This window comes from Paenarthrobacter sp. NCHU4564 (genome assembly GCF_052156435.1).
Taxonomy (GTDB): domain Bacteria; phylum Actinomycetota; class Actinomycetes; order Actinomycetales; family Micrococcaceae; genus Arthrobacter.
On record NZ_JBQLIS010000011.1, the window covers coordinates 88,451 to 105,970 of the forward strand.

General features: G+C 63.5%; 14 protein-coding genes. 8 read left to right on the top strand and 6 right to left on the bottom strand.

What is annotated here, in order from left to right; genetic code table 11:
* Positions 1–70 precede the first annotated feature (70 nt).
* Positions 71–706, top strand: coding sequence for a LysE family translocator (locus tag ACSVIE_RS12835; protein ID WP_426004567.1), 636 nt, complete (start codon positions 71–73; stop codon positions 704–706).
* Between the two features lie 2 nt (positions 707–708).
* Here the strand turns inward: ACSVIE_RS12835 and ACSVIE_RS12840 are convergent, their stop codons facing one another.
* Entirely contained in the window at positions 709–1,680 is a 972-nt protein-coding gene (locus ACSVIE_RS12840; RefSeq protein ID WP_442424089.1) for a tetratricopeptide repeat protein, read from the bottom strand.
* A 143-nt stretch (positions 1,681–1,823) separates the two neighbouring features.
* Between ACSVIE_RS12840 and ACSVIE_RS12845 the strand changes: the two genes are divergently transcribed.
* Complete coding sequence (locus tag ACSVIE_RS12845; RefSeq protein ID WP_442424090.1) at positions 1,824–2,300, top strand: DUF4383 domain-containing protein; 477 nt, start codon at positions 1,824–1,826, stop codon at positions 2,298–2,300.
* 135 nt (positions 2,301–2,435) lie between these two features.
* On the opposite strand, the gene ACSVIE_RS12850 is transcribed toward ACSVIE_RS12845, so the two are convergent.
* The 5 genes from ACSVIE_RS12850 to ACSVIE_RS12870 all read right to left on the bottom strand — a co-directional run bounded on the left by ACSVIE_RS12850 (position 2,436) and on the right by ACSVIE_RS12870 (position 9,450).
* Positions 2,436–4,472 (bottom strand): glycosyl hydrolase family 28 protein, encoded by a 2,037-nt coding sequence (locus tag ACSVIE_RS12850; protein WP_442424091.1) that lies wholly within the window; start codon positions 4,470–4,472, stop codon positions 2,436–2,438.
* A gap of 208 nt (positions 4,473–4,680) precedes the next feature.
* The gene (locus ACSVIE_RS12855) at positions 4,681–5,484 is read right to left on the bottom strand and encodes an IclR family transcriptional regulator (protein WP_442424092.1); all 804 of its coding nucleotides are present in this window, start codon (positions 5,482–5,484) and stop codon (positions 4,681–4,683) included.
* Between the two features lie 115 nt (positions 5,485–5,599).
* Positions 5,600–6,856, bottom strand: a complete 1,257-nt coding sequence (locus tag ACSVIE_RS12860) for an aminopeptidase P family protein (RefSeq protein ID WP_442424093.1) — start codon at positions 6,854–6,856, stop codon at positions 5,600–5,602.
* A gap of 31 nt (positions 6,857–6,887) precedes the next feature.
* Positions 6,888–8,216 (bottom strand): MFS transporter, encoded by a 1,329-nt coding sequence (locus ACSVIE_RS12865; RefSeq protein ID WP_426004576.1) that lies wholly within the window; start codon positions 8,214–8,216, stop codon positions 6,888–6,890.
* Between the two features lie 562 nt (positions 8,217–8,778).
* The gene (locus tag ACSVIE_RS12870) at positions 8,779–9,450 is read right to left on the bottom strand and encodes a GntR family transcriptional regulator (protein WP_442424094.1); all 672 of its coding nucleotides are present in this window, start codon (positions 9,448–9,450) and stop codon (positions 8,779–8,781) included.
* Between the two features lie 150 nt (positions 9,451–9,600).
* On the opposite strand from ACSVIE_RS12870, the gene glyA reads away from it, so the two are divergent.
* Genes glyA through ACSVIE_RS12900 form a run of 6 tightly spaced genes read left to right on the top strand, consistent with a single transcriptional unit; the run spans position 9,601 to position 17,518 of the window.
* The gene (gene glyA / locus ACSVIE_RS12875; RefSeq protein ID WP_442424095.1) at positions 9,601–10,950 is read left to right on the top strand and encodes a serine hydroxymethyltransferase; all 1,350 of its coding nucleotides are present in this window, start codon (positions 9,601–9,603) and stop codon (positions 10,948–10,950) included.
* The gene (locus tag ACSVIE_RS12880; RefSeq protein ID WP_442424096.1) at positions 10,947–12,167 is read left to right on the top strand and encodes a sarcosine oxidase subunit beta family protein; all 1,221 of its coding nucleotides are present in this window, start codon (positions 10,947–10,949) and stop codon (positions 12,165–12,167) included. The genes glyA and ACSVIE_RS12880 overlap by 4 nt, the downstream gene beginning before the upstream one ends.
* A gap of 21 nt (positions 12,168–12,188) precedes the next feature.
* Positions 12,189–12,560: a sarcosine oxidase subunit delta gene (locus ACSVIE_RS12885; protein WP_426004582.1), complete on the top strand. Its 372-nt coding sequence runs from the start codon at positions 12,189–12,191 to the stop codon at positions 12,558–12,560.
* Positions 12,557–15,502: a 2Fe-2S iron-sulfur cluster-binding protein gene (locus tag ACSVIE_RS12890; RefSeq protein WP_442424097.1), complete on the top strand. Its 2,946-nt coding sequence runs from the start codon at positions 12,557–12,559 to the stop codon at positions 15,500–15,502. Before ACSVIE_RS12885 ends, ACSVIE_RS12890 begins: the two co-directional genes overlap by 4 nt.
* Complete coding sequence (locus tag ACSVIE_RS12895) at positions 15,495–16,139, top strand: sarcosine oxidase subunit gamma (RefSeq protein WP_442424098.1); 645 nt, start codon at positions 15,495–15,497, stop codon at positions 16,137–16,139. Before ACSVIE_RS12890 ends, ACSVIE_RS12895 begins: the two co-directional genes overlap by 8 nt.
* Positions 16,139–17,518 (top strand): L-serine ammonia-lyase, encoded by a 1,380-nt coding sequence (locus tag ACSVIE_RS12900; RefSeq protein ID WP_426004585.1) that lies wholly within the window; start codon positions 16,139–16,141, stop codon positions 17,516–17,518. Before ACSVIE_RS12895 ends, ACSVIE_RS12900 begins: the two co-directional genes overlap by 1 nt.
* The last annotated feature ends 2 nt before the right edge of the window (positions 17,519–17,520 follow it).

Consider the following 17,520-nt stretch of genomic DNA (forward strand, 5'->3'; position numbering starts at 1 on the left):
GTAAAAAATGAGAGCACTTTTCGCCCCGTTTTCCCTAGAGTTTTCCTACCAACAAACCCTGGAGAGAACCGTGGACCCGCAGCTGTTTCTGGCCTTCCTCGTCGTGTCAGCCACCCTGGCCTGCACGCCCGGCGTCGACTGGGCCTACTCCATCTCCGCCGGTCTACGCCACACCAGCTTCGTGCCTGCCGTGGCCGGGCTTTGCAGCGGGTACGTGCTTCACACCGCGCTCATGGTGCTGGGCCTGGCGGCACTCCTGGCAGGAGTTCCGGGCCTGCTGGGTTGGCTGACCGTCGCGGGCGCTGCCTACCTGCTGTGTCTCGGCGTCGTGACCCTCCGCTCGTGGCGCGGGGCGAGCTTCAGCGCGGAAGCCGCCGTCGTACCTTCCGGCAGCCGCCTCCGCACCTATCTGCAGGGCGTTGGCACCAGCGGCATCAACCCCAAAGGCCTACTGTTCTTCGTGGCGCTGGTTCCGCAATTCGTAAGCTCCGACGCCACCCTTCCCGTGCCCGTCCAGTCAGGGCTGCTGGGCTTGACGTTCGTGGCCCTGGCCGGGCTTGTCTACACGGGCGTCGCCTTGGCGTCGCGGAAACTGCTGGCTTCACGACCAGGTGCGGCACGGGCGGTGACCCTGGCGAGCGGGATCATCATGGTGGGGCTGGGCGCGGTGCTGCTGGCCGAGCAACTCCTGCCGGTTTTTGCCTAGGCCTACTCGCCCCCGAGGTTCTTGAAGTCGTTCTCCCAGAGCCTGCGCATTTCCTCGTCTTTGCGGATGAACTCCACGGGTTCCAGGTCCGCCGCCGGGGAGGGCCTCATGGAGCGGGGCGTGAGGGAACGGCGACCCAGGTCCAGGGCAAGCAGGGCACGGTCGGTCAGTGCGTCATTTTTCAGCGCCAGGTTGGTCTTCCGCCGTCGGAGGACCTCCCGCAACGCTTGCTGCGCTGAGTCATAGTCACCCCGCGCCCGCTGGGACCTGGCGCGAACGAGCAACAGCGCAGCAGACAGGTCATCGGTGTTGAGGAGCCCCTCAGTCCAGGCCACTACTTCGCGGTGGCGTCCCAGTGCATGCGCTGCCGAACAGCGCGCCAAAGCCGAAGGCAACGACGGCGGCAGCCCCACCACGGCCTGCAGCGCCGAGTCGGTCAGGCCCATCTCGCGAAGGCAATGGGCCAAGGCAAGGAACACGGATTCCTCACTGAACAGGACCGGCACCTCGATGCGCTCCGCAACCTCAACCCGGGTGACCACACGCCCCAGGTACATTGCCGAGAACTGGCTGGCGTCGTCGTCGATCCTGGTGGACAAGCCGCGCCGCAACAGTTCCGACGCCCTGAGATAGCTGCCATGCTTGTACGCCAGAAGTCCGGCCATGACGTGGCAAAGGCCCGCCCATCCCGGGTAGGCGCGGGCCAGGGCAAGCAACGATTCCGGCTCCGTGGAGGTGAAAACGGCGTCGTGCATGGCCTTGGCCGGCTTGGCGGAGAGCATCTTCAGCCGCGGTACCGGACCCGCGACGGACAGCTTGGCGGAATTGCGACCGTTCAGGACGCCGGAAAACGCGTCACCCAAACCGTCAGTCAGGCCGCGGACGGGAGTGCGGACGTACCCTTCCAGGAACGGCGTGAGATCACGGGTGTCGTAAAAGAACGACCTGAATTCCCCGTTTGAACCATGGCTCATGAACCCATGCTATCCGGCTGTTTCCCCTGCTATCTGCGGCATTTCAGGAGTATTATGGCGGCGTCGGCAAGGTTTTCCGACACCCTTGCCGCAGGCCGGCTCTCCACGAGAAGAGCCGGAAACCAGCGTGAAAGGGAGGACTTATGACCACCGCTTCGCACCCCGCCCATCACCACGCGATGGGCTTAACGCTCCACAACACCGCCATGGGCGTTGGCATTGTATTTCTGCTGGTAGGCGTTCTGGGATTCATCCCCGGAATCACCACCAATTACGGCGCCATGACCTTCGCGGGACATGAATCCGGCGCCATGCTGCTTGGAGTTTTCCAAGTGTCGATACTCCATAACATTGTCCACCTTCTGTTCGGCGTAGCAGGTTTGGCCATGGCGAGGAACGCTCGCATGGCACGCCTGTTCCTCCTGGGTGGCGGCGCCGTTTACGTAGTTCTTTGGATCTACGGCTTGGTCATCAACCAGGAAACCGGCGCCAACTTTGTTCCGTTCAACACCGCTGATAACTGGCTGCACTTGATCTTGGGCGTGGCCATGATCGGCCTGGGTGCGTGGCTCGGCAGGGATGCCATGGACGAGACAACAACGGCAAGAAGGGCCAGGTAGCCTTTCCCACGTTGATAACAACGACGGCGGCCGTCCACTTTCGCGGGACGGCCGCCGTTCTGTTGTCTCACCCGCCGAGGTGGCAGTTAATGGCAGTGTTTGCGCGTCGGATTGTCATTAACTGCCATCTCGGGGTTACTGCGGCGCCGGGCTTACCTCCGTGAAGGTGTTTCCGGTGGAGTACTCGTCCAAGCGCCAGGGATTGGCGTTGTTCCGGACGCTCCCGAAGGTCACGCCGTCGAAAGTTGAGTCCGTGAGCCCCTTGATGTTGGTGGGATTCACATTTCGGAACACCACATCCTGGAACGTGAAGGCGCCCAGGGTGGCCGTCCCTTCGCCCAGGGATGGGCCGGCTTGGATGTCGATCACCGGCTTGCTGTCAGAGACAGCCATGCCGCATGTGGGCGAGTTATTGCCATCCACAGAAACATTCCTGACGGCGACGTTCTTGAAGGTCGCGGAGTCCGCGGCAACATACCCCGACGGCGACTGGTTATAGCTGAGCGTCATGATGAACGCGCTGCTGCCCATGCAGGCCATGGCGGTATCACGGAACAGGAAATCCCGTCCGCCGCCTGCCATATCAGAGGTGCTCTTCATCCGGAGTCCGCCGGTTTCGACCTTGTACATCACGTTGTCCTCGGCAAGGACGCGCTGGACCCACGCCGCCGTATTGGAACCTACAGCAACTCCGCCGTGGCCCATACGCATGTAGTTGTTGAAGATCCACACATCCTCGCTCGGCCGTCCTTGTGCCCCGTACTTGCCCTGTCCGGCAGCGAAATTGACCTGGTCGTCCCCGGTGTCGAAGAAGTTGTTGAGCACCATGCCATTGCTGGTGCCCCCGAATTCCAAGCCGTCACCGTTGTTGGTGTTGTATGTCGTGTGGCGCATGCCGTTCACGGTGGTGTTTTCACTGTCCAGGATCATGACGCCGTGGAAGGCAGGATTGTCGGCTGTGATTCCCTCCAGGTACAGGTTTTCCACACCCACGAAGGTCATCAGGCTGGAGCGATACTGGCCGTACAGCACGGAATCCTCCAGCGTTTCCGGCTTATTGACCACTCCCGTCAGGAACTCCGGGTGCTCCTTCGCGCTGCGGAATTGGGCCGCGGCAAGGAGGCCGTCATCCAGCACCTTGCCGGCCGAGCTGGCGACATACTGCGGAAGCACATTTCCGGCTTCGTCCGTGATGGAACCTTCTGCGGTCCGCTTCCAGCCGTTACCGTCCACCACACCCTTACCGGTGATGCGGACGTTCTTCGCGACGGCTCCCGGCTCGCGGCTTTCGGCCGAGCGTCCGTTGTCTGTCGGCAGGATGTTAATCAACGACGGCGGCCTCCGGAAGTTCCGGTACTCCGTTTCGGTGGGCAGGGGGTCCGGGACGGGATAGAGGTAGTAGCCCTTCTCCAGCGGATAGTCCTCAGGCCGATCCGATCCGAGGAGCCGGGCGCCTTCTTCCAGATGCAGCGTCATGTCCGAATGAAGGAACAGAGCCCCCGTTGTGAAGGTGCCCGCAGGAACCACCACGGTGCAGCCCGGCGTGCGGCAGGTATCGATCGCTTTCTGAATTGCCGCGGTGTTGAGGGTTTTCCCGTCGCCAATGGCTTTGTAGGCCGGATCTGTGATGCTGACTTTATGTGCTCTCGGGGTTGTGGTCACAGTGATGGGGCCACTCACCGTCGATTCCGTTCCATCTTCCCTCACCGCCGAGACGCTGAATTGGTAGGCCGTTGTGGGGGCCAACCCGGTCACGGTGAAGTTGTGCGCCACGGTCCTCACGTGGAAACCGTCCCGGTCAGCGGCCCTGAACGCTTCTATGTATTCCTGGGCCGGCGAGTGGATTTTGGCATTTTCCTCAGCTGTTCCCAGCGGCCGCCCATTCATATAGACGCGGTAGTCCACCACATCGGCGTAGTCCGCCGGCTTATTCCACACCAAGAGCGTGCTGCTGTGGTCCGTGGCTTGGGCAGGAACGCAGAGGTTCTGCGGTGCGTTGCCAGTGCCTGCGGTCAGCATGACGCTGCTGCTGGAGCAAACGGGGCTGTCCGTCCCGCCGGGCTTTTTGGCCGGTGCCGCGGCAGCCGGCGTTCCAAAAGCCGTGAGCGACACGAGGCCAACTGCCAAAACGGCCGTTCCAAGGCGCGCGCGTTTCGTACGGGCTGTTCGCATGGATGATTCCTTCCCGGGCACAACGATGTGACCCAGTCCTGGAGCGCGCACACGGCGCTCCGGCATGGACAATCAAGGGTAAGAAAACGTTTTCTCAGAACACCCTAGGAAGGAAGGAGAGTCAGGTCAACCCCGAGCTGGCAGTTAATGACAATGCTGCGGCACGGGATTGTCATTAACTGCCACCTCGAGGGGATCCGTAGAGCCTCTACGCCTGAGGGCGCCCGCCCAAGCGCGTGGTGACCTTAGCTGCTGCGGCGGCGCACGCTTCGCCAAGGCTGTTCAGGATGTCTTCGGAGACCCTGAATTTGGGTGCGGGGATCAGCACGGACGCCACGATGTCGCCGCGATGGTCGTAGACGGGCGAGGCCACGCCCACTTCCTCAATGGACGTTTCTCCGAAATTGACGGCCCATCCGCGCTTGGACGCTTCCGCCAACCGCCCGACGTACGCCTCAACGGCGTCGTCATCCAGTCCGGGCAACGTGACCGAGCCGCTGCGCAGCAGGCTCCGGACGCGATCGGGATTCTCCCCAGCGAGAAACACCTGCACTGACGAACTGAGAGCTTCGTTGTAGCGCGCGCCGAGTGGAGCAAGGTGCTTCACCTGATGCCGGCTGGGGATCTGCTCAACGCACATGGATTCGACGCCGTTCCACACCATGAGCGCACTGGTCTCACCGGTGCGTTCGGTCAACTCCCGGAGGACCGGATACGCGACGCGGCGCTCTTCAAGTTCCGCCAAGAGGGGGCCAGCCATGGCGATCATTCCCAGCCCCAAGCGGAACCTGCGCGAATCGACGTCGCGCTCTACCAAACCCTCTTGCTCCAAAGTGGCAAGGATGCGCGACACCGTGCTCTTGTGCATGCCGATGCGGCCGGCTATTTCGGTGACCCCGAGCAGAGGTTCTTCGGCACTGAAGCTCTTCAGCACTGCGATGGCGTTGACGATTACTGAGGCGCCTTTGCCTTCGCCGTTGCTGGGAGCATCGTTGGATTCCGCGGGAGTCATGGATTCACTATATTTCGCCGGGTCGCCCGCACCGGAACCGTCTCGCGGGCACGAACCGGACGGCGGCGCGATCGGGCCGGTGGCCACCGTGCACCGTGACCACCGGTCCCATCACTTACGCTCCGATGATGTTGTGCTCGGGGCCGAACGGGAACTTGGTGATGTTCTCCGCACCGTCCTCGCCAACCACCAGAATGTCGTGCTCGCGGTAGCCGCCGGCACCCGGCTGCCCATCCAGGACAGTGATCATCGGTTCCATGGACACCACCATGCCCGGTTCCAGCACCGTCTCGATGTCCTCACGCAGTTCCAGTCCGGCTTCGCGGCCGTAGTAGTGGCTGAGCACGCCGAACGAGTGGCCGTAGCCGAAGGTGCGGTTGGCGAGAAGGCCATGGTTGACATAGATCTCGTTGAGCTCGGCGGCAATGTCCTTGCAGACGGCACCGGGCTTGATGAGCTTCAGGCCTCGTTTGTGTACCTCGACGTTGATGTTCCACAGTTCCAGCGAGCGGGCATCGGGTTCGCCATAGAACAGGGTCCGTTCAAGTGCCGTGTAGTAGCCGCTGGTCATCGGGAAGCAGTTCAGGGACAGGATGTCGTGTTCCTGGATCTTTCGCGTAGTTGCCCAGTTGTGCGCGCCGTCAGTGTTGATGCCCGACTGGAACCACACCCATGTGTCACGGATTTCCGAGTTCGGGAAGGTGCGCGCGATCTCGTGGACCATGGCTTCGGTACCGATCAGCGCTACCTCGTATTCGGTGATTCCGGCCTTGATGGCGTTGCGGATTGCCTCGCCGCCAAGGTCACCGATGCGGGCGCCGTGCTTGATGACCTCGATTTCCTCAGCCGACTTGATCATGCGCTGGCGCATCGCGGCTTGGGCCACGTCAACGAGCGTCGCGTCGGCGAACGCGGCCTGGATCTTGTTGCGGTTGTCCAGCGGCAGAAAGTCATCTTCGACGCCGATGCGGCGCGGCTTGATGCCGCGCGTGCGCAGGACTTCCTGGATGGCATGGATGTAGTTGTCACGCCGCCAGTCCGTGTACACGAGGTTCTCACCGTAGCTGCGGCGCCAAGGCATTCCGGCGTCGATATTTGCCGTGATGGTGACCGTGTCATCCTTGGTGACCACCATCCCGTACGAACGGCCGAAGTACGTGAAGAGGAAGTCGGAGTAGTACTTGATGGAGTGGTAGCTGGTGAGGACCACGGCGTCGAGGTCCTTCTCGGCCATGATGCGGCGGAGGCCGGCGAGACGGCGCTCGAACTCGGCGTCGGAGAAGGTCAAGGAGACTTTCCGGCCGTTGTTGAGGACCTTGAGGCGCTCAAGCTTGGCGACGTCGTTGACAGCCTGGTCTTGGGTGATGGTCATGGGTGTTCCTTTCAATGGGTGTGGTTGTTTGTCAGTCCTGCTGCAGCGGCTTCTTTGACGTTTCTGCTGCGAAGAGGACTGCGATGAGGGAAACAAGGGAGGCAGCCACCAGGTACCAGCCGGGTGCCAACTGGTTGTGGGTCATGCCGATCAGGAGGGTGGCCATGAACGGGGCGGTGCCGCCGAACAAGGCGTTGGAGAGGTTGAAGCTGACAGCAAAGCCGGTGTAGCGGACCTTGGTGGGGAAAAGTTCCGCGAGGAAGCTGGGGAGCGTCCCGTCGTTCAGGGTGAGCATTCCGCCGAGGAGGATCTGCACCAGCACAATCACCAGGAAGTTCCGCGTGTCCAGGAGCATGAACGCCGGCACAGTCAGCAGCGCGAACAGGATGGACGCTGTGAGCAGCATCCGCTTCCGGCCAAACTTGTCCGACGCGATGCCGGTCAGGAAGATGAAGCCGATGTAGCTGGCCAAGGCAATGGTGGTAGCCAGGAACGACTCCGTCGCGCCGAAGCCCAGTTCTTCCGAGAGGTACGTCGGCATGTAGCTGAGGATCACGTAGAAGCCGACGGCATTCAGCAGCACCGCGCCGGTGGCGATGATCAACTGCTTCTTGTAGCGGCGGAACATCGCGAACGCGGGCGCCTTCACCGCATGGTCCTTCTCGGCCAGTTCCCGGAACGCCGGCGTGTCCTCCAGTTTGGTCCGGATGTAGCGGCCGATCAGGCCCATCGGCGCGGCCAGGAGGAACGGAAGGCGCCAACCCCACTCGTTGAGCTGCTCAGCGGTCATCAGCGAACTGAGGAGGGCGGCAAGCAACGATCCCAGCAGCAGTCCCGCTGCGGTACTGGCAGGCACGACGGCGGCATACAGTCCGCGCCGACCGGCCGGCGCGTATTCCACCAGGAAGGCGGAAGCCCCGGCATACTCACCTGCCGCGGAGAATCCCTGGACCACCCTGACCAGCAAAAGCAGGATCGGAGCCATGACGCCGATCGTGGCGTAGCCGGGGATCAGGGCGATGCAGAACGTAGCGACCGACATCATCAGAATGGAGAGGCTCAGCGCCTGCTTGCGTCCGATCCTGTCGCCGATATGGCCCCAGATGAAACCACCGATTGGCCGCACAAAGAAGGAGATCGCAAAGACGCCGAACGTTGCCAGGAGTGCGGTCTGCCGATCGGACTCAGGGAAGAAGACGGTCGAGATGATGCCTGCGAGGTAGCCGTAGACGGCGTAGTCGAACCATTCGACAAAGTTGCCGATGAAGCTGGCGGTGACGACGCGTCGTCGCGTGTCCCTGCTGACTCGGCTTTTCGGATTGGAAGCAGCGGTTGCCACTGAGGATGTTTCGTTAGTCATGGATCCACCAAAATCTTTGGGGTTGCATTCAACGCAACACTGTTGCACCAGAGTATGTGTGACCTGCGGCACGGTCAAGGTTTACCTGGAACAGAATATTGCGACGAAACCGATCTAGGGCAACACAACAGCCGGAGCAGCTAAGCCGAGCGGCGAGTTGTCATACGTGAGACCCTGTTGCGCCATGTGAGCCTGAAACGCAACGTTCTCTCACCAAAACCCCACCCGGGCGCAACGCTCTGCCACCAAAACCCCACCCCGGCGCAACGCTCTGCCACCAAAACCCCACCCCGGCGCAACGCTCTCTCACCAAAACCCCACCCCGGCGCAACGCTCTGCCACCAAAACCCCACCCCGGCGCAACGCTCTCTCACCAGCCCGGCAGCTGAGGTACCTGCTGCGACCAAGCGAGTGCCGCCGTCGAGCATGGGCCGACCAACCCGCGCGCGGACAGTGAGAGAGCGTCCCCAAAAACGACACGAAAGGTGAGAGAGCGTCCCTAAGAAACGGGAAAAAGGTGAGAGAGCGTCCCCAAAAAAGCGGGAAAAAGGTGAGAGAGGGGTTAGAGGACCTTGCGGATGGTCTCTTCGAAGCTCACTACATGGTGCGTGGCCAACTTGGCGGCCAGCTCTTCATCACCGTCGGCAATGGCCGTCAGGAGCTCGGCATGCTCGGAGATATGCCCCGAAACCGAGGGCATCTTCTCCAGCATGTGGCACCAGATGCGGGTGGCCAGGTTGTCGTAGCGGATCAGGACGTCCTCAAGGTGGGCGTTGGCCGAGGCCTTGTAGATGAGCCGGTGTACCTGAATGTCGTACCGCATGAGTTCCTTGGAGGAAGCATCCTGGCCTTCAAGCTCACGGATGGCCGCGGCAACATCACGAAGCTCGGAACGCATGGCAGGGCTGGCCATTCGGGCGGCCTTACGCGAGGCAAGGGGTTCCAGCAGTTCACGAATTTCGGAGACCTCCGCGAGCTGGGTGATGTCCACCCCGGTCGCGAAGGTGCCGCGGCGAGGGTAGGAAACCACGAGGTGGTCACTCTCCAGCCGCTTGATCGCCTCGCGGACCGGTGTGCGTCCAATGCCGAGCTCGGCCGCGATCTGACCGTCATTGATGGGGTCGCCAGGCTTGATATCCAGCATGATGAGCCTGTCGCGCAGGAGCAGGTAGGCGTTTTCCGCCAGGGACGTACCCTGCGGTGCCGATTCCAACGCTTCCAGTGCTGTGCTCATGACTCTCTTCCCGTGGCCGTAAAGCGGTCTGCCGGACGAGTTTTGACCGACCCGTTGACGACTATGTGACGTTCAACATACTATGGCAATAGTTCTAATATATCAGTTGCCTAACAGTCGGCCGCTAGAAGCACGTCAAAGGAGAACACCATGGTTGAACCGCTGATCCGCCCGCTCGCACAGGCGGACCCGGAGGTTGATCAGGCGATCGCCCAGGAGCTTATCCGCCAGCAGTCCACGCTGGAGATGATTGCCTCGGAGAATTTTGCTCCCACCGCAGTCATGGAAGCCCAGGGCTCAGTGCTGACCAACAAGTACGCTGAAGGCTACCCGGGCAAGCGGTACTACGGCGGTTGCGAACACGTTGATGTGATCGAACAGCTGGCCATCGACCGTCTGAAGTCCCTGTTCGGCGCCGAATACGCCAACGTACAGCCGCACTCCGGTGCCCAGGCCAACGCTGCTGCCATGCACGCGCTGATCACCCCCGGCGACACCATCATGGGCCTCAACCTCGCCCACGGCGGACACCTCACCCACGGCATGCGGATCAACTTCTCCGGCAAGCTCTACAACGTGGTCCCGTACAGCGTCCGCGAGGACACCCACACCATCGATATGGCCGAGGTGGAGCGCCTCGCCGTCGAGAACAAGCCGCAGCTGATCGTTGCCGGCTGGTCCGCTTACTCCCGCCAGCTGGACTTCGCCGAATTCCGCCGGATCGCCGATTCGGTAGGCGCCTACCTCATGGTGGACATGGCACACTTCGCCGGACTGGTGGCAGCAGGCCTGCACCCGAGCCCTGTCCCCCACGCCCACATCGTCACCAGCACCACGCACAAGACCCTCGGCGGCCCGCGCGGCGGCGTGATCCTGACCAACGACGCCGACATCGCCAAGAAGGTCAACTCCGCAGTGTTCCCCGGACAGCAGGGTGGACCGCTGGAGCACGTCATTGCCGCCAAGGCCGTGGCTTTCAAGTTCGCCTCCGAGCCTGAGTTCAAGGAACGCCAGGTCCGCGTGCTGGAAGGCTCCAAGATTCTGGCCGAGCGCTTCCTGCAGGATGATGTTGCCCAGGCCGGCATCTCGGTAGTCAGCGGCGGCACCGACGTCCACCTGGTCCTCGTCGACCTCCGCAACTCCGAACTCAACGGCCAGCAGGGCGAAGATGCCCTCCACCGCATCGGCATCACCGTCAACCGCAACGCCGTCCCCTTCGACCCGCGCCCGCCGATGGTCTCCTCCGGCCTCCGCGTCGGCACCCCGGCACTTGCCGCCCGCGGCTTCGGCGCCGAGGAATTCACTGAAGTAGCAGACATCATTGCGACGGCGTTGATCGCCTCGGCAGCCACCGGCACCCTGGATGACCAGACCGCCGTCGAACTCCGCAACCGCGTGACCGTGCTGGCGGACAAGTTCCCGCTGTACCCCCACCTTTCCAACAACGGCAATGGTGCCGAATCCGTACTCGAAGCAGAAATGATTGGAGCAGCCCAGTGAGTGTCGACCACCTCCCCGAACACCCTGACTTCCTCTGGCGCAACCCCGAACCCAAGCAGTCCTATGACGCAGTAATCGTCGGTGGCGGCGGGCACGGCCTGGCCACGGCCTACTACCTGGCCAAGAACCATGGCATGACCAACATCGCCATCCTCGAAAAGGGCTGGCTGGCCGGTGGCAACATGGCCCGCAACACCACCATCATCCGCTCCAACTACCTCTGGGACGAGAGCGCGGCCATCTACGAGCACGCCCTCAAGCTGTGGGAAATCCTTCCCGAGGAACTCGAGTACGACTTCCTGTTCAGCCAGCGCGGTGTCATGAACCTCGCCCACACCTTGGGCGATGTCCGCGAAAGCATGCGGCGCGTCGGCGCCAACCGCCTCAACGGTGTGGACGCAGAATGGCTGGAGCCGGACCAGGTCAAGGAACTCTGTCCCATCCTGAACACGAGCGACAACATCCGCTACCCCGTCATGGGTGCCACCTACCAGCCACGCGCTGGCATCGCCAAGCACGACCACGTTGCGTGGGCCTTCGCCCGCAAGTGCGACGAGCTGGGCGTGGACATCATCCAGAACTGCGAAGTCACCGGCTTCATCAAGGACGGCAACCGCGTCACCGGCGTCAAGACCACGCGCGGAACCATCCACACTGAGAAGGTAGGCCTGGCAGCCGCCGGCCACAGCTCGGTCCTGGCCGAGATGGCCGGGTTCCGCCTGCCGATCCAGTCCCACCCGCTGCAGGCTTTGGTCTCCGAACTGCACGAGCCCGTCCACCCGACGGTGGTCATGTCCAACCACGTCCACGTGTACGTCTCCCAGGCGCACAAGGGTGAACTGGTCATGGGTGCGGGCGTCGACTCCTACAACGGCTACGGCCAGCGCGGCTCCTTCCACGTGATCGAGGAGCAGATGGCAGCAGCCGTGGAACTCTTCCCGATCTTCGCCCGGGCCCACGTGCTCCGTACCTGGGGCGGCATCGTGGACACCACGCTGGACGCTTCGCCGATCGTCGGCGTGACCCCGGTGGAAAACATGTTCGTCAACTGTGGCTGGGGAACCGGTGGCTTCAAGGGAACCCCGGCAGCGGGCCTCACCTTCGCCCACACGATCGCCACGGGCGCACCGCACAAGCTAAACGCTCCCTTCGCACTGGAACGCTTCGAGACCGGTGCCTTGATCGACGAACACGGCGCCGCAGCCGTGGCCCACTAGCCGCACAGGACAGGAAAAGACATGCTCCTCATTTCATGCCCCAACTGCGGGCCACGCGACGAAACCGAATTCCACTACGGCGGACAGGCCCACGTCCCCTACCCGGAAAACCCGAACGACCTCACGGACCGGGAGTGGGCTGAGTACCTCTTCTACCGCGAGAACACCAAGGGCACCTACGCCGAACGCTGGGTTCACAGCACCGGTTGCCGCCAGTGGTTCAACATGCTCCGGGACACCGTGAGCTACGACATCCACTCGATCTACGCGATGGGCTCACCGCGGCCGGACCTCGCAGCGACAGACCAGGGAGCAGCAGGTCAAGCCGGCACCCCCGGACTCGCACCGGCAGCCCCCACCACAACCACCTCCCCGGAAGGAGCCCAGAAGTGAGCAGCCAGAACGCCCGCCTTGCCACCGGCGGCCGCATTGACCGCAGCATCACCTGGCGGTTCACCGTGGATGGCCAGGAATTCGTCGGCCACCCCGGTGACACCATCGCTTCGGCCCTCCTTGCCAACGGCCACATCAACGCAGGCAACTCCCTCTACGAGGACCGCCCCCGCGGTATTGTCGCCGCAGGGGTCGAAGAGCCGAACGCACTGGTCAAGATCGCGCCCCGCTTCCCCGGCCACGTTGCCGAGTCCATGCTCCCCGCCACGGCTGTTTCGCTGGTGGACGGACAGAGCATCGAGCTCCTGTCCGGCTTGGGCAAGCTTGACCCGGCCGAAGACAAGGCAGAGTACGACAAGAAGTACGTCCACACCGACGTCCTGGTGGTCGGCGGCGGCGTTGCCGGCCTGGCAGCTGCCCGTGAAGCAGTCCGCACCGGCGCCCGCGTCATCCTGATCGACGACCAGCCCGAACTCGGCGGTTCGCTGCTTTCCGGTTCCACCGCGGAGGGACTCGCGGAAGAGATCGAAGGCAAGCCCGCCCTGGAGTGGGTTGCCGACGTTGAAGCCGAACTCGTTTCTGCCGAGGAATGCACGGTCCTGCACCGCACCACGGCTTTCGGCTCCTACGACTCCAACTACCTGATTGCAGCCCAGAACCGCACGGACCACCTGAGCGTTCCTGCAGCTCCCGGCGTCTCCCGTACCCGTATTTGGCACATCCGTGCTGCACAGGTAGTCCTGGCACCGGGCGCCCACGAGCGTCCGCTGGTCTTCGAGAACAACGACCGCCCGGGCATCATGCTCGCCTCGGCCGTCCGCACCTACCTCAACCGCTACGCCGTCGCCGTCGGTTCGCGCGTCGTCATCAGCACCACCAACGACTCCGCCTACCTGCTCGCCGCGGACCTGAAGGCAGCAGGCGTGCCGGTTGCCGCCGTCGTCGATGCCCGTCCGCAGATCAGCGAAAAGGCCGCAGCCGCCGTCGAATCCGGCCTGCGCGTCCTGATCGGCAGCGCCGTTGCCGATACCAGCGCAGATGAGTCGGGCCGCCTCAGCGGCGTCACCGTCCGCAGCATCAACGACGACGGCGAACTCACCTCGGGCGTCGAGCAGATCGCCGCCGATGTCCTCGCCGTGTCCGGTGGCTGGAGCCCTGTGGTCCACCTCCACAGCCAGCGCCAGGGCAAACTGCGTTGGGACGATGAACTCGCAGCGTTCGTCCCCTCCACCGTGGTCCGCGACCAGCAGGTTGTGGGCGCAGGCCGTGGCAGCTACGAACTGCAGGACTGCCTGGCAGAGGGTATCTCCGCCGGTGCAGCCGCATCCATCGCTGCAGGCTTCGAGTCCGCAGTGACTCCTTCCGAGGTCAAGGCTCCGGTAGCCAGCGCACCCACCCGCCAGCTGTGGCTGGTTCCCGGCCAGAGCGGCGAACCGGGTGAATGGCACAACCACTTCGTTGACTTCCAGCGCGACCAGTCCGTGGCCGATGTCCTCCGCTCCACCGGTGCCGGCATGCGCTCGGTGGAACACGTCAAGCGGTACACCTCCATCAGCACCGCCAATGACCAGGGCAAGACCTCCGGCGTCAACGCAATCGGCGTCATTGCCGCAGCGCTCAAGTTCGGCGGCGCGGACGCTGTTCCGGGCATCGGCGAGATCGGCACCACCGCGTACCGCGCGCCGTTTACCCCGGTGGCCTTCGCAGCCCTGGCCGGACGCCAGCGCGGCGAGCTGTTCGACCCCGCCCGCGTCACCTCGATCCACCCGTGGCACGTTGCCCAGGGTGCGCTGTTCGAAGACGTCGGACAGTGGAAGCGTCCTTGGTACTACCCGCAGGCCGGCGAGGACATGGACACCGCGGTACTCCGCGAGTGCGCCGCAGTCCGCGACTCCGTGGGCTTCATGGACGCCACAACCCTCGGCAAGATCGAAATCCGTGGCAAGGACTCCGGTGAGTTCCTGAACCGCGTCTACACCAACGCGTTCAAGAAGCTCGCTCCCGGCTCCGCCCGCTACGGCGTCATGTGCACGCTGGACGGCATGATCTTCGATGACGGCGTGACCCTGCGCCTGGACGAAGACACCTACTTCATGACCACCACCACCAGCGGCGCAGCCAAGGTGCTGGACTGGCTGGAAGAGTGGCACCAGACGGAGTGGCCGGAACTGGATGTGGTCTTCACCTCCGTCACGGAGCAGTGGAGCACGATCGCCGTCGTCGGTCCCAAGTCCCGTGCGGTGATCGCCAAGGTGGCTCCGCAGCTGGCCGAAAACGGTGGGCTGGAAGCAGAGAACTTCCCGTTCATGACCTTCCGCGAGACCACGCTGGCCTCGGGCGTTCAGGCCCGTGTATGCCGGATCTCCTTCTCCGGTGAACTGGCCTACGAAATCAACGTTCCGTCCTGGTACGGACTCAACACCTGGGAAGCGGTTGCTGCCGCAGGTGCCGAGTTCAACATCACCCCTTACGGCACGGAAACCATGCACGTCCTCCGCGCCGAAAAGGGCTACCCGATCGTGGGTCAGGACACCGATGGCACGGTCACCCCGCAGGATGCCGGCATGGAGTGGATCGTCTCCAAGGCCAAGGACTTCATCGGCAAGCGTTCCTACCTCCGAGAGGATTCCAAGCGCGAGGACCGCAAGCACCTGGTGAGCGTCCTGCCCGTGAACCACTCCTTGAAGCTGCCCGAAGGCACCCAGCTGGTGGAGAAGGGCATCGCGGTCAACCCGGCCAACGGTCCCGTTCCCATGGAAGGCTTCGTGACCTCGAGCTACCACAGCGCCGCCCTGGGCCGTTCCTTTGGCTTGGCCCTGATCCAGAACGGCCGCAACCGCATTGGCGAAACCCTCGTGGCTTCCGTGGGAGACCAGCTGGTGGACGTGGTTGTTGGCGAAACCGTACTTTTTGATGCTGAAGGGACCCGCAAAGATGGCTGAGACAGCAACTCCCGCAGAAACCGTGAATGTTGACCGCGTTCGCGCCGCGCGCCGCAGCCCGGCCGAGCACCTTGCCGACGCCTTCGCCGCCGGCTCAGTGCCCGGGGCGGTGACGCTCAAGGAAATCCCCTACCAGACCCAGGTGGGTGTCCGGGTGGACAGGACGTCCGACGCCGGTACCCGGGTTGCGTCCGTCACCGGCGGCTTGCCTGCCGCGTGCGGTGAGGTAGTGTCCTCGGATTCCGCCAGCACCGTGTGGCTCGGCCCCACCGAATTCCTGGTCGTGGCACCGGAGGAATCCCACGATTCCCTCGGCGGCTCCCTGGTCAGCGACCTGACGGCCGCTCTGGGCAGCGACTCCGGCCAGGTGGTGGACCTCTCCGCCAACCGCACCACGTTCGAGCTCTCGGGTAGCCGCGCCCGCGCAGTCCTGGAGAAGAGCTGCGCACTGGACCTCCACCCCCGTGTCCTGAAGGCAGGCACCGCCCTGTCCACGGAAATCGGACACATCCCGGTGGTCCTTTGGAAGGTCGACGAGGAGTCGTTCAAGATCTTCCCGCGCGCTTCCTTTGCCGATTACCTGGGTCGTTGGCTCCTGGATTCCATGCGGGAGTACGCGTCGCCTGAGGTCCCGTAATGGCACTGAGTGTGCTCGACCTGTTTTCCGTTGGCATCGGGCCGTCGTCTTCACACACGGTCGGCCCCATGCGGGCGGCAAAGCAGTTCACGGACGGACTTGTTTCGTCCGGCCAACTCCCGGCCACGGTGCGCGTCCAGGCTGAGCTTTTCGGCTCCCTGGGCGCCACCGGCCGGGGCCACGGCTCGGACAAAGCCGTGGTCCTGGGTTTGCAGGGCCACTCCCCCGAAACAGTGGACACCCGCACGGCGGATGACCAGGTGGCGGCTGCTGCGCTGGATGCAGAGCTGCGCTTGGGCGGAACCCACCGGGTGGACTTCAACTGGGAAGAGGACGTGGTCCTGCACCGCCGCAAATCCCTCCCTGCCCACCCCAACGGGATGACCTTCCGCGCCCTGGATCACACCGGCGCGGTATTGCGGGAGCGCAGCTATTACTCGATCGGCGGCGGCTTCGTGGTTGATGGCGACGTCACCGGCACGGAGAAGGTGGTGCCGGACACCACGGTCCAGCCCTACCCTTTCACGACCGGCGACGAACTCCTGGCCATCTGCGAACGCGAAGGCAAATCCATCTCCGACATCATGCTGGCCAACGAGCTCGTCTGGCGTTCCGAGGAGGAGCTCCGCGAACGGCTGCTGGGCATCTGGGCCGTCATGCGGGAGTGCGTGGACAACGGCTGCTCTGCCGAGGGAATCCTGCCGGGAGGCTTGAGCGTCAAGCGACGGGCGCCGTCGTTGTTCAAGAAGCTGGCTGAAGCCGACGCGTCCAACAGCAGCGATCCCCTGCTCGCCATGGAATGGGTGAACCTGTTTGCCTTGGCGGTGAACGAGGAGAACGCGGCCGGCGGCCGGATCGTTACGGCACCCACCAACGGCGCGGCCGGCATTGTGCCGGCGGTGCTGCACTACTACACCAAGTTTGTTCCAGGAGCCAACGACGACGGCGTCGTGCGGTTCCTGCTGGCCGCGGCCGCCGTCGGGATCCTGTTCAAGATCAATGCTTCGATTTCGGGAGCCGAAGTCGGCTGCCAGGGCGAGGTGGGTTCGGCCTGCTCCATGGCGGCCGCAGGGCTCTGCGAGGTGCTCGGCGGAACTCCGAGGCAGGTTGAGAATGCCGCAGAAGTCGGGATCGAGCACAACCTTGGCCTCACCTGCGACCCCGTGGGCGGGCTGGTGCAGATTCCGTGCATCGAGCGCAATGCGATCGCGAGCGTCAAGGCCATCAACGCGGCCCGCCTGGCGCTGCATGGCGACGGCAGCCACAAGGTCTCCCTCGACAAGGCGATCAAGACCATGCGCGAAACCGGTGCCGACATGAAATCCAAGTACAAAGAGACCTCCCGTGGAGGCCTCGCCGTCAACGTAGTGGAGTGCTAGCA

What these genes read in the sequence shown, in the direction of transcription:
- ACSVIE_RS12855 (WP_442424092.1), bottom strand. Translation starts at nt 5,484, where the DNA reads ATGACTCCCGCGGAATCCAACGATGCTCCCAGCAACGGCGAAGGCAAA.
- ACSVIE_RS12845 (WP_442424090.1), top strand. Translation starts at nt 1,824, where the DNA reads ATGACCACCGCTTCGCACCCCGCCCATCACCACGCGATGGGCTTAACG.
- ACSVIE_RS12895 (WP_442424098.1), top strand. Translation starts at nt 15,495, where the DNA reads ATGGCTGAGACAGCAACTCCCGCAGAAACCGTGAATGTTGACCGCGTT.
- ACSVIE_RS12860 (WP_442424093.1), bottom strand. Translation starts at nt 6,856, where the DNA reads ATGACCATCACCCAAGACCAGGCTGTCAACGACGTCGCCAAGCTTGAG.
- ACSVIE_RS12900 (WP_426004585.1), top strand. Translation starts at nt 16,139, where the DNA reads ATGGCACTGAGTGTGCTCGACCTGTTTTCCGTTGGCATCGGGCCGTCG.
- ACSVIE_RS12840 (WP_442424089.1), bottom strand. Translation starts at nt 1,680, where the DNA reads ATGAGCCATGGTTCAAACGGGGAATTCAGGTCGTTCTTTTACGACACC.
- ACSVIE_RS12865 (WP_426004576.1), bottom strand. Translation starts at nt 8,216, where the DNA reads ATGACTAACGAAACATCCTCAGTGGCAACCGCTGCTTCCAATCCGAAA.
- glyA (WP_442424095.1), top strand. Translation starts at nt 9,601, where the DNA reads ATGGTTGAACCGCTGATCCGCCCGCTCGCACAGGCGGACCCGGAGGTT.
- ACSVIE_RS12885 (WP_426004582.1), top strand. Translation starts at nt 12,189, where the DNA reads ATGCTCCTCATTTCATGCCCCAACTGCGGGCCACGCGACGAAACCGAA.
- ACSVIE_RS12870 (WP_442424094.1), bottom strand. Translation starts at nt 9,450, where the DNA reads ATGAGCACAGCACTGGAAGCGTTGGAATCGGCACCGCAGGGTACGTCC.
- ACSVIE_RS12850 (WP_442424091.1), bottom strand. Translation starts at nt 4,472, where the DNA reads ATGCGAACAGCCCGTACGAAACGCGCGCGCCTTGGAACGGCCGTTTTG.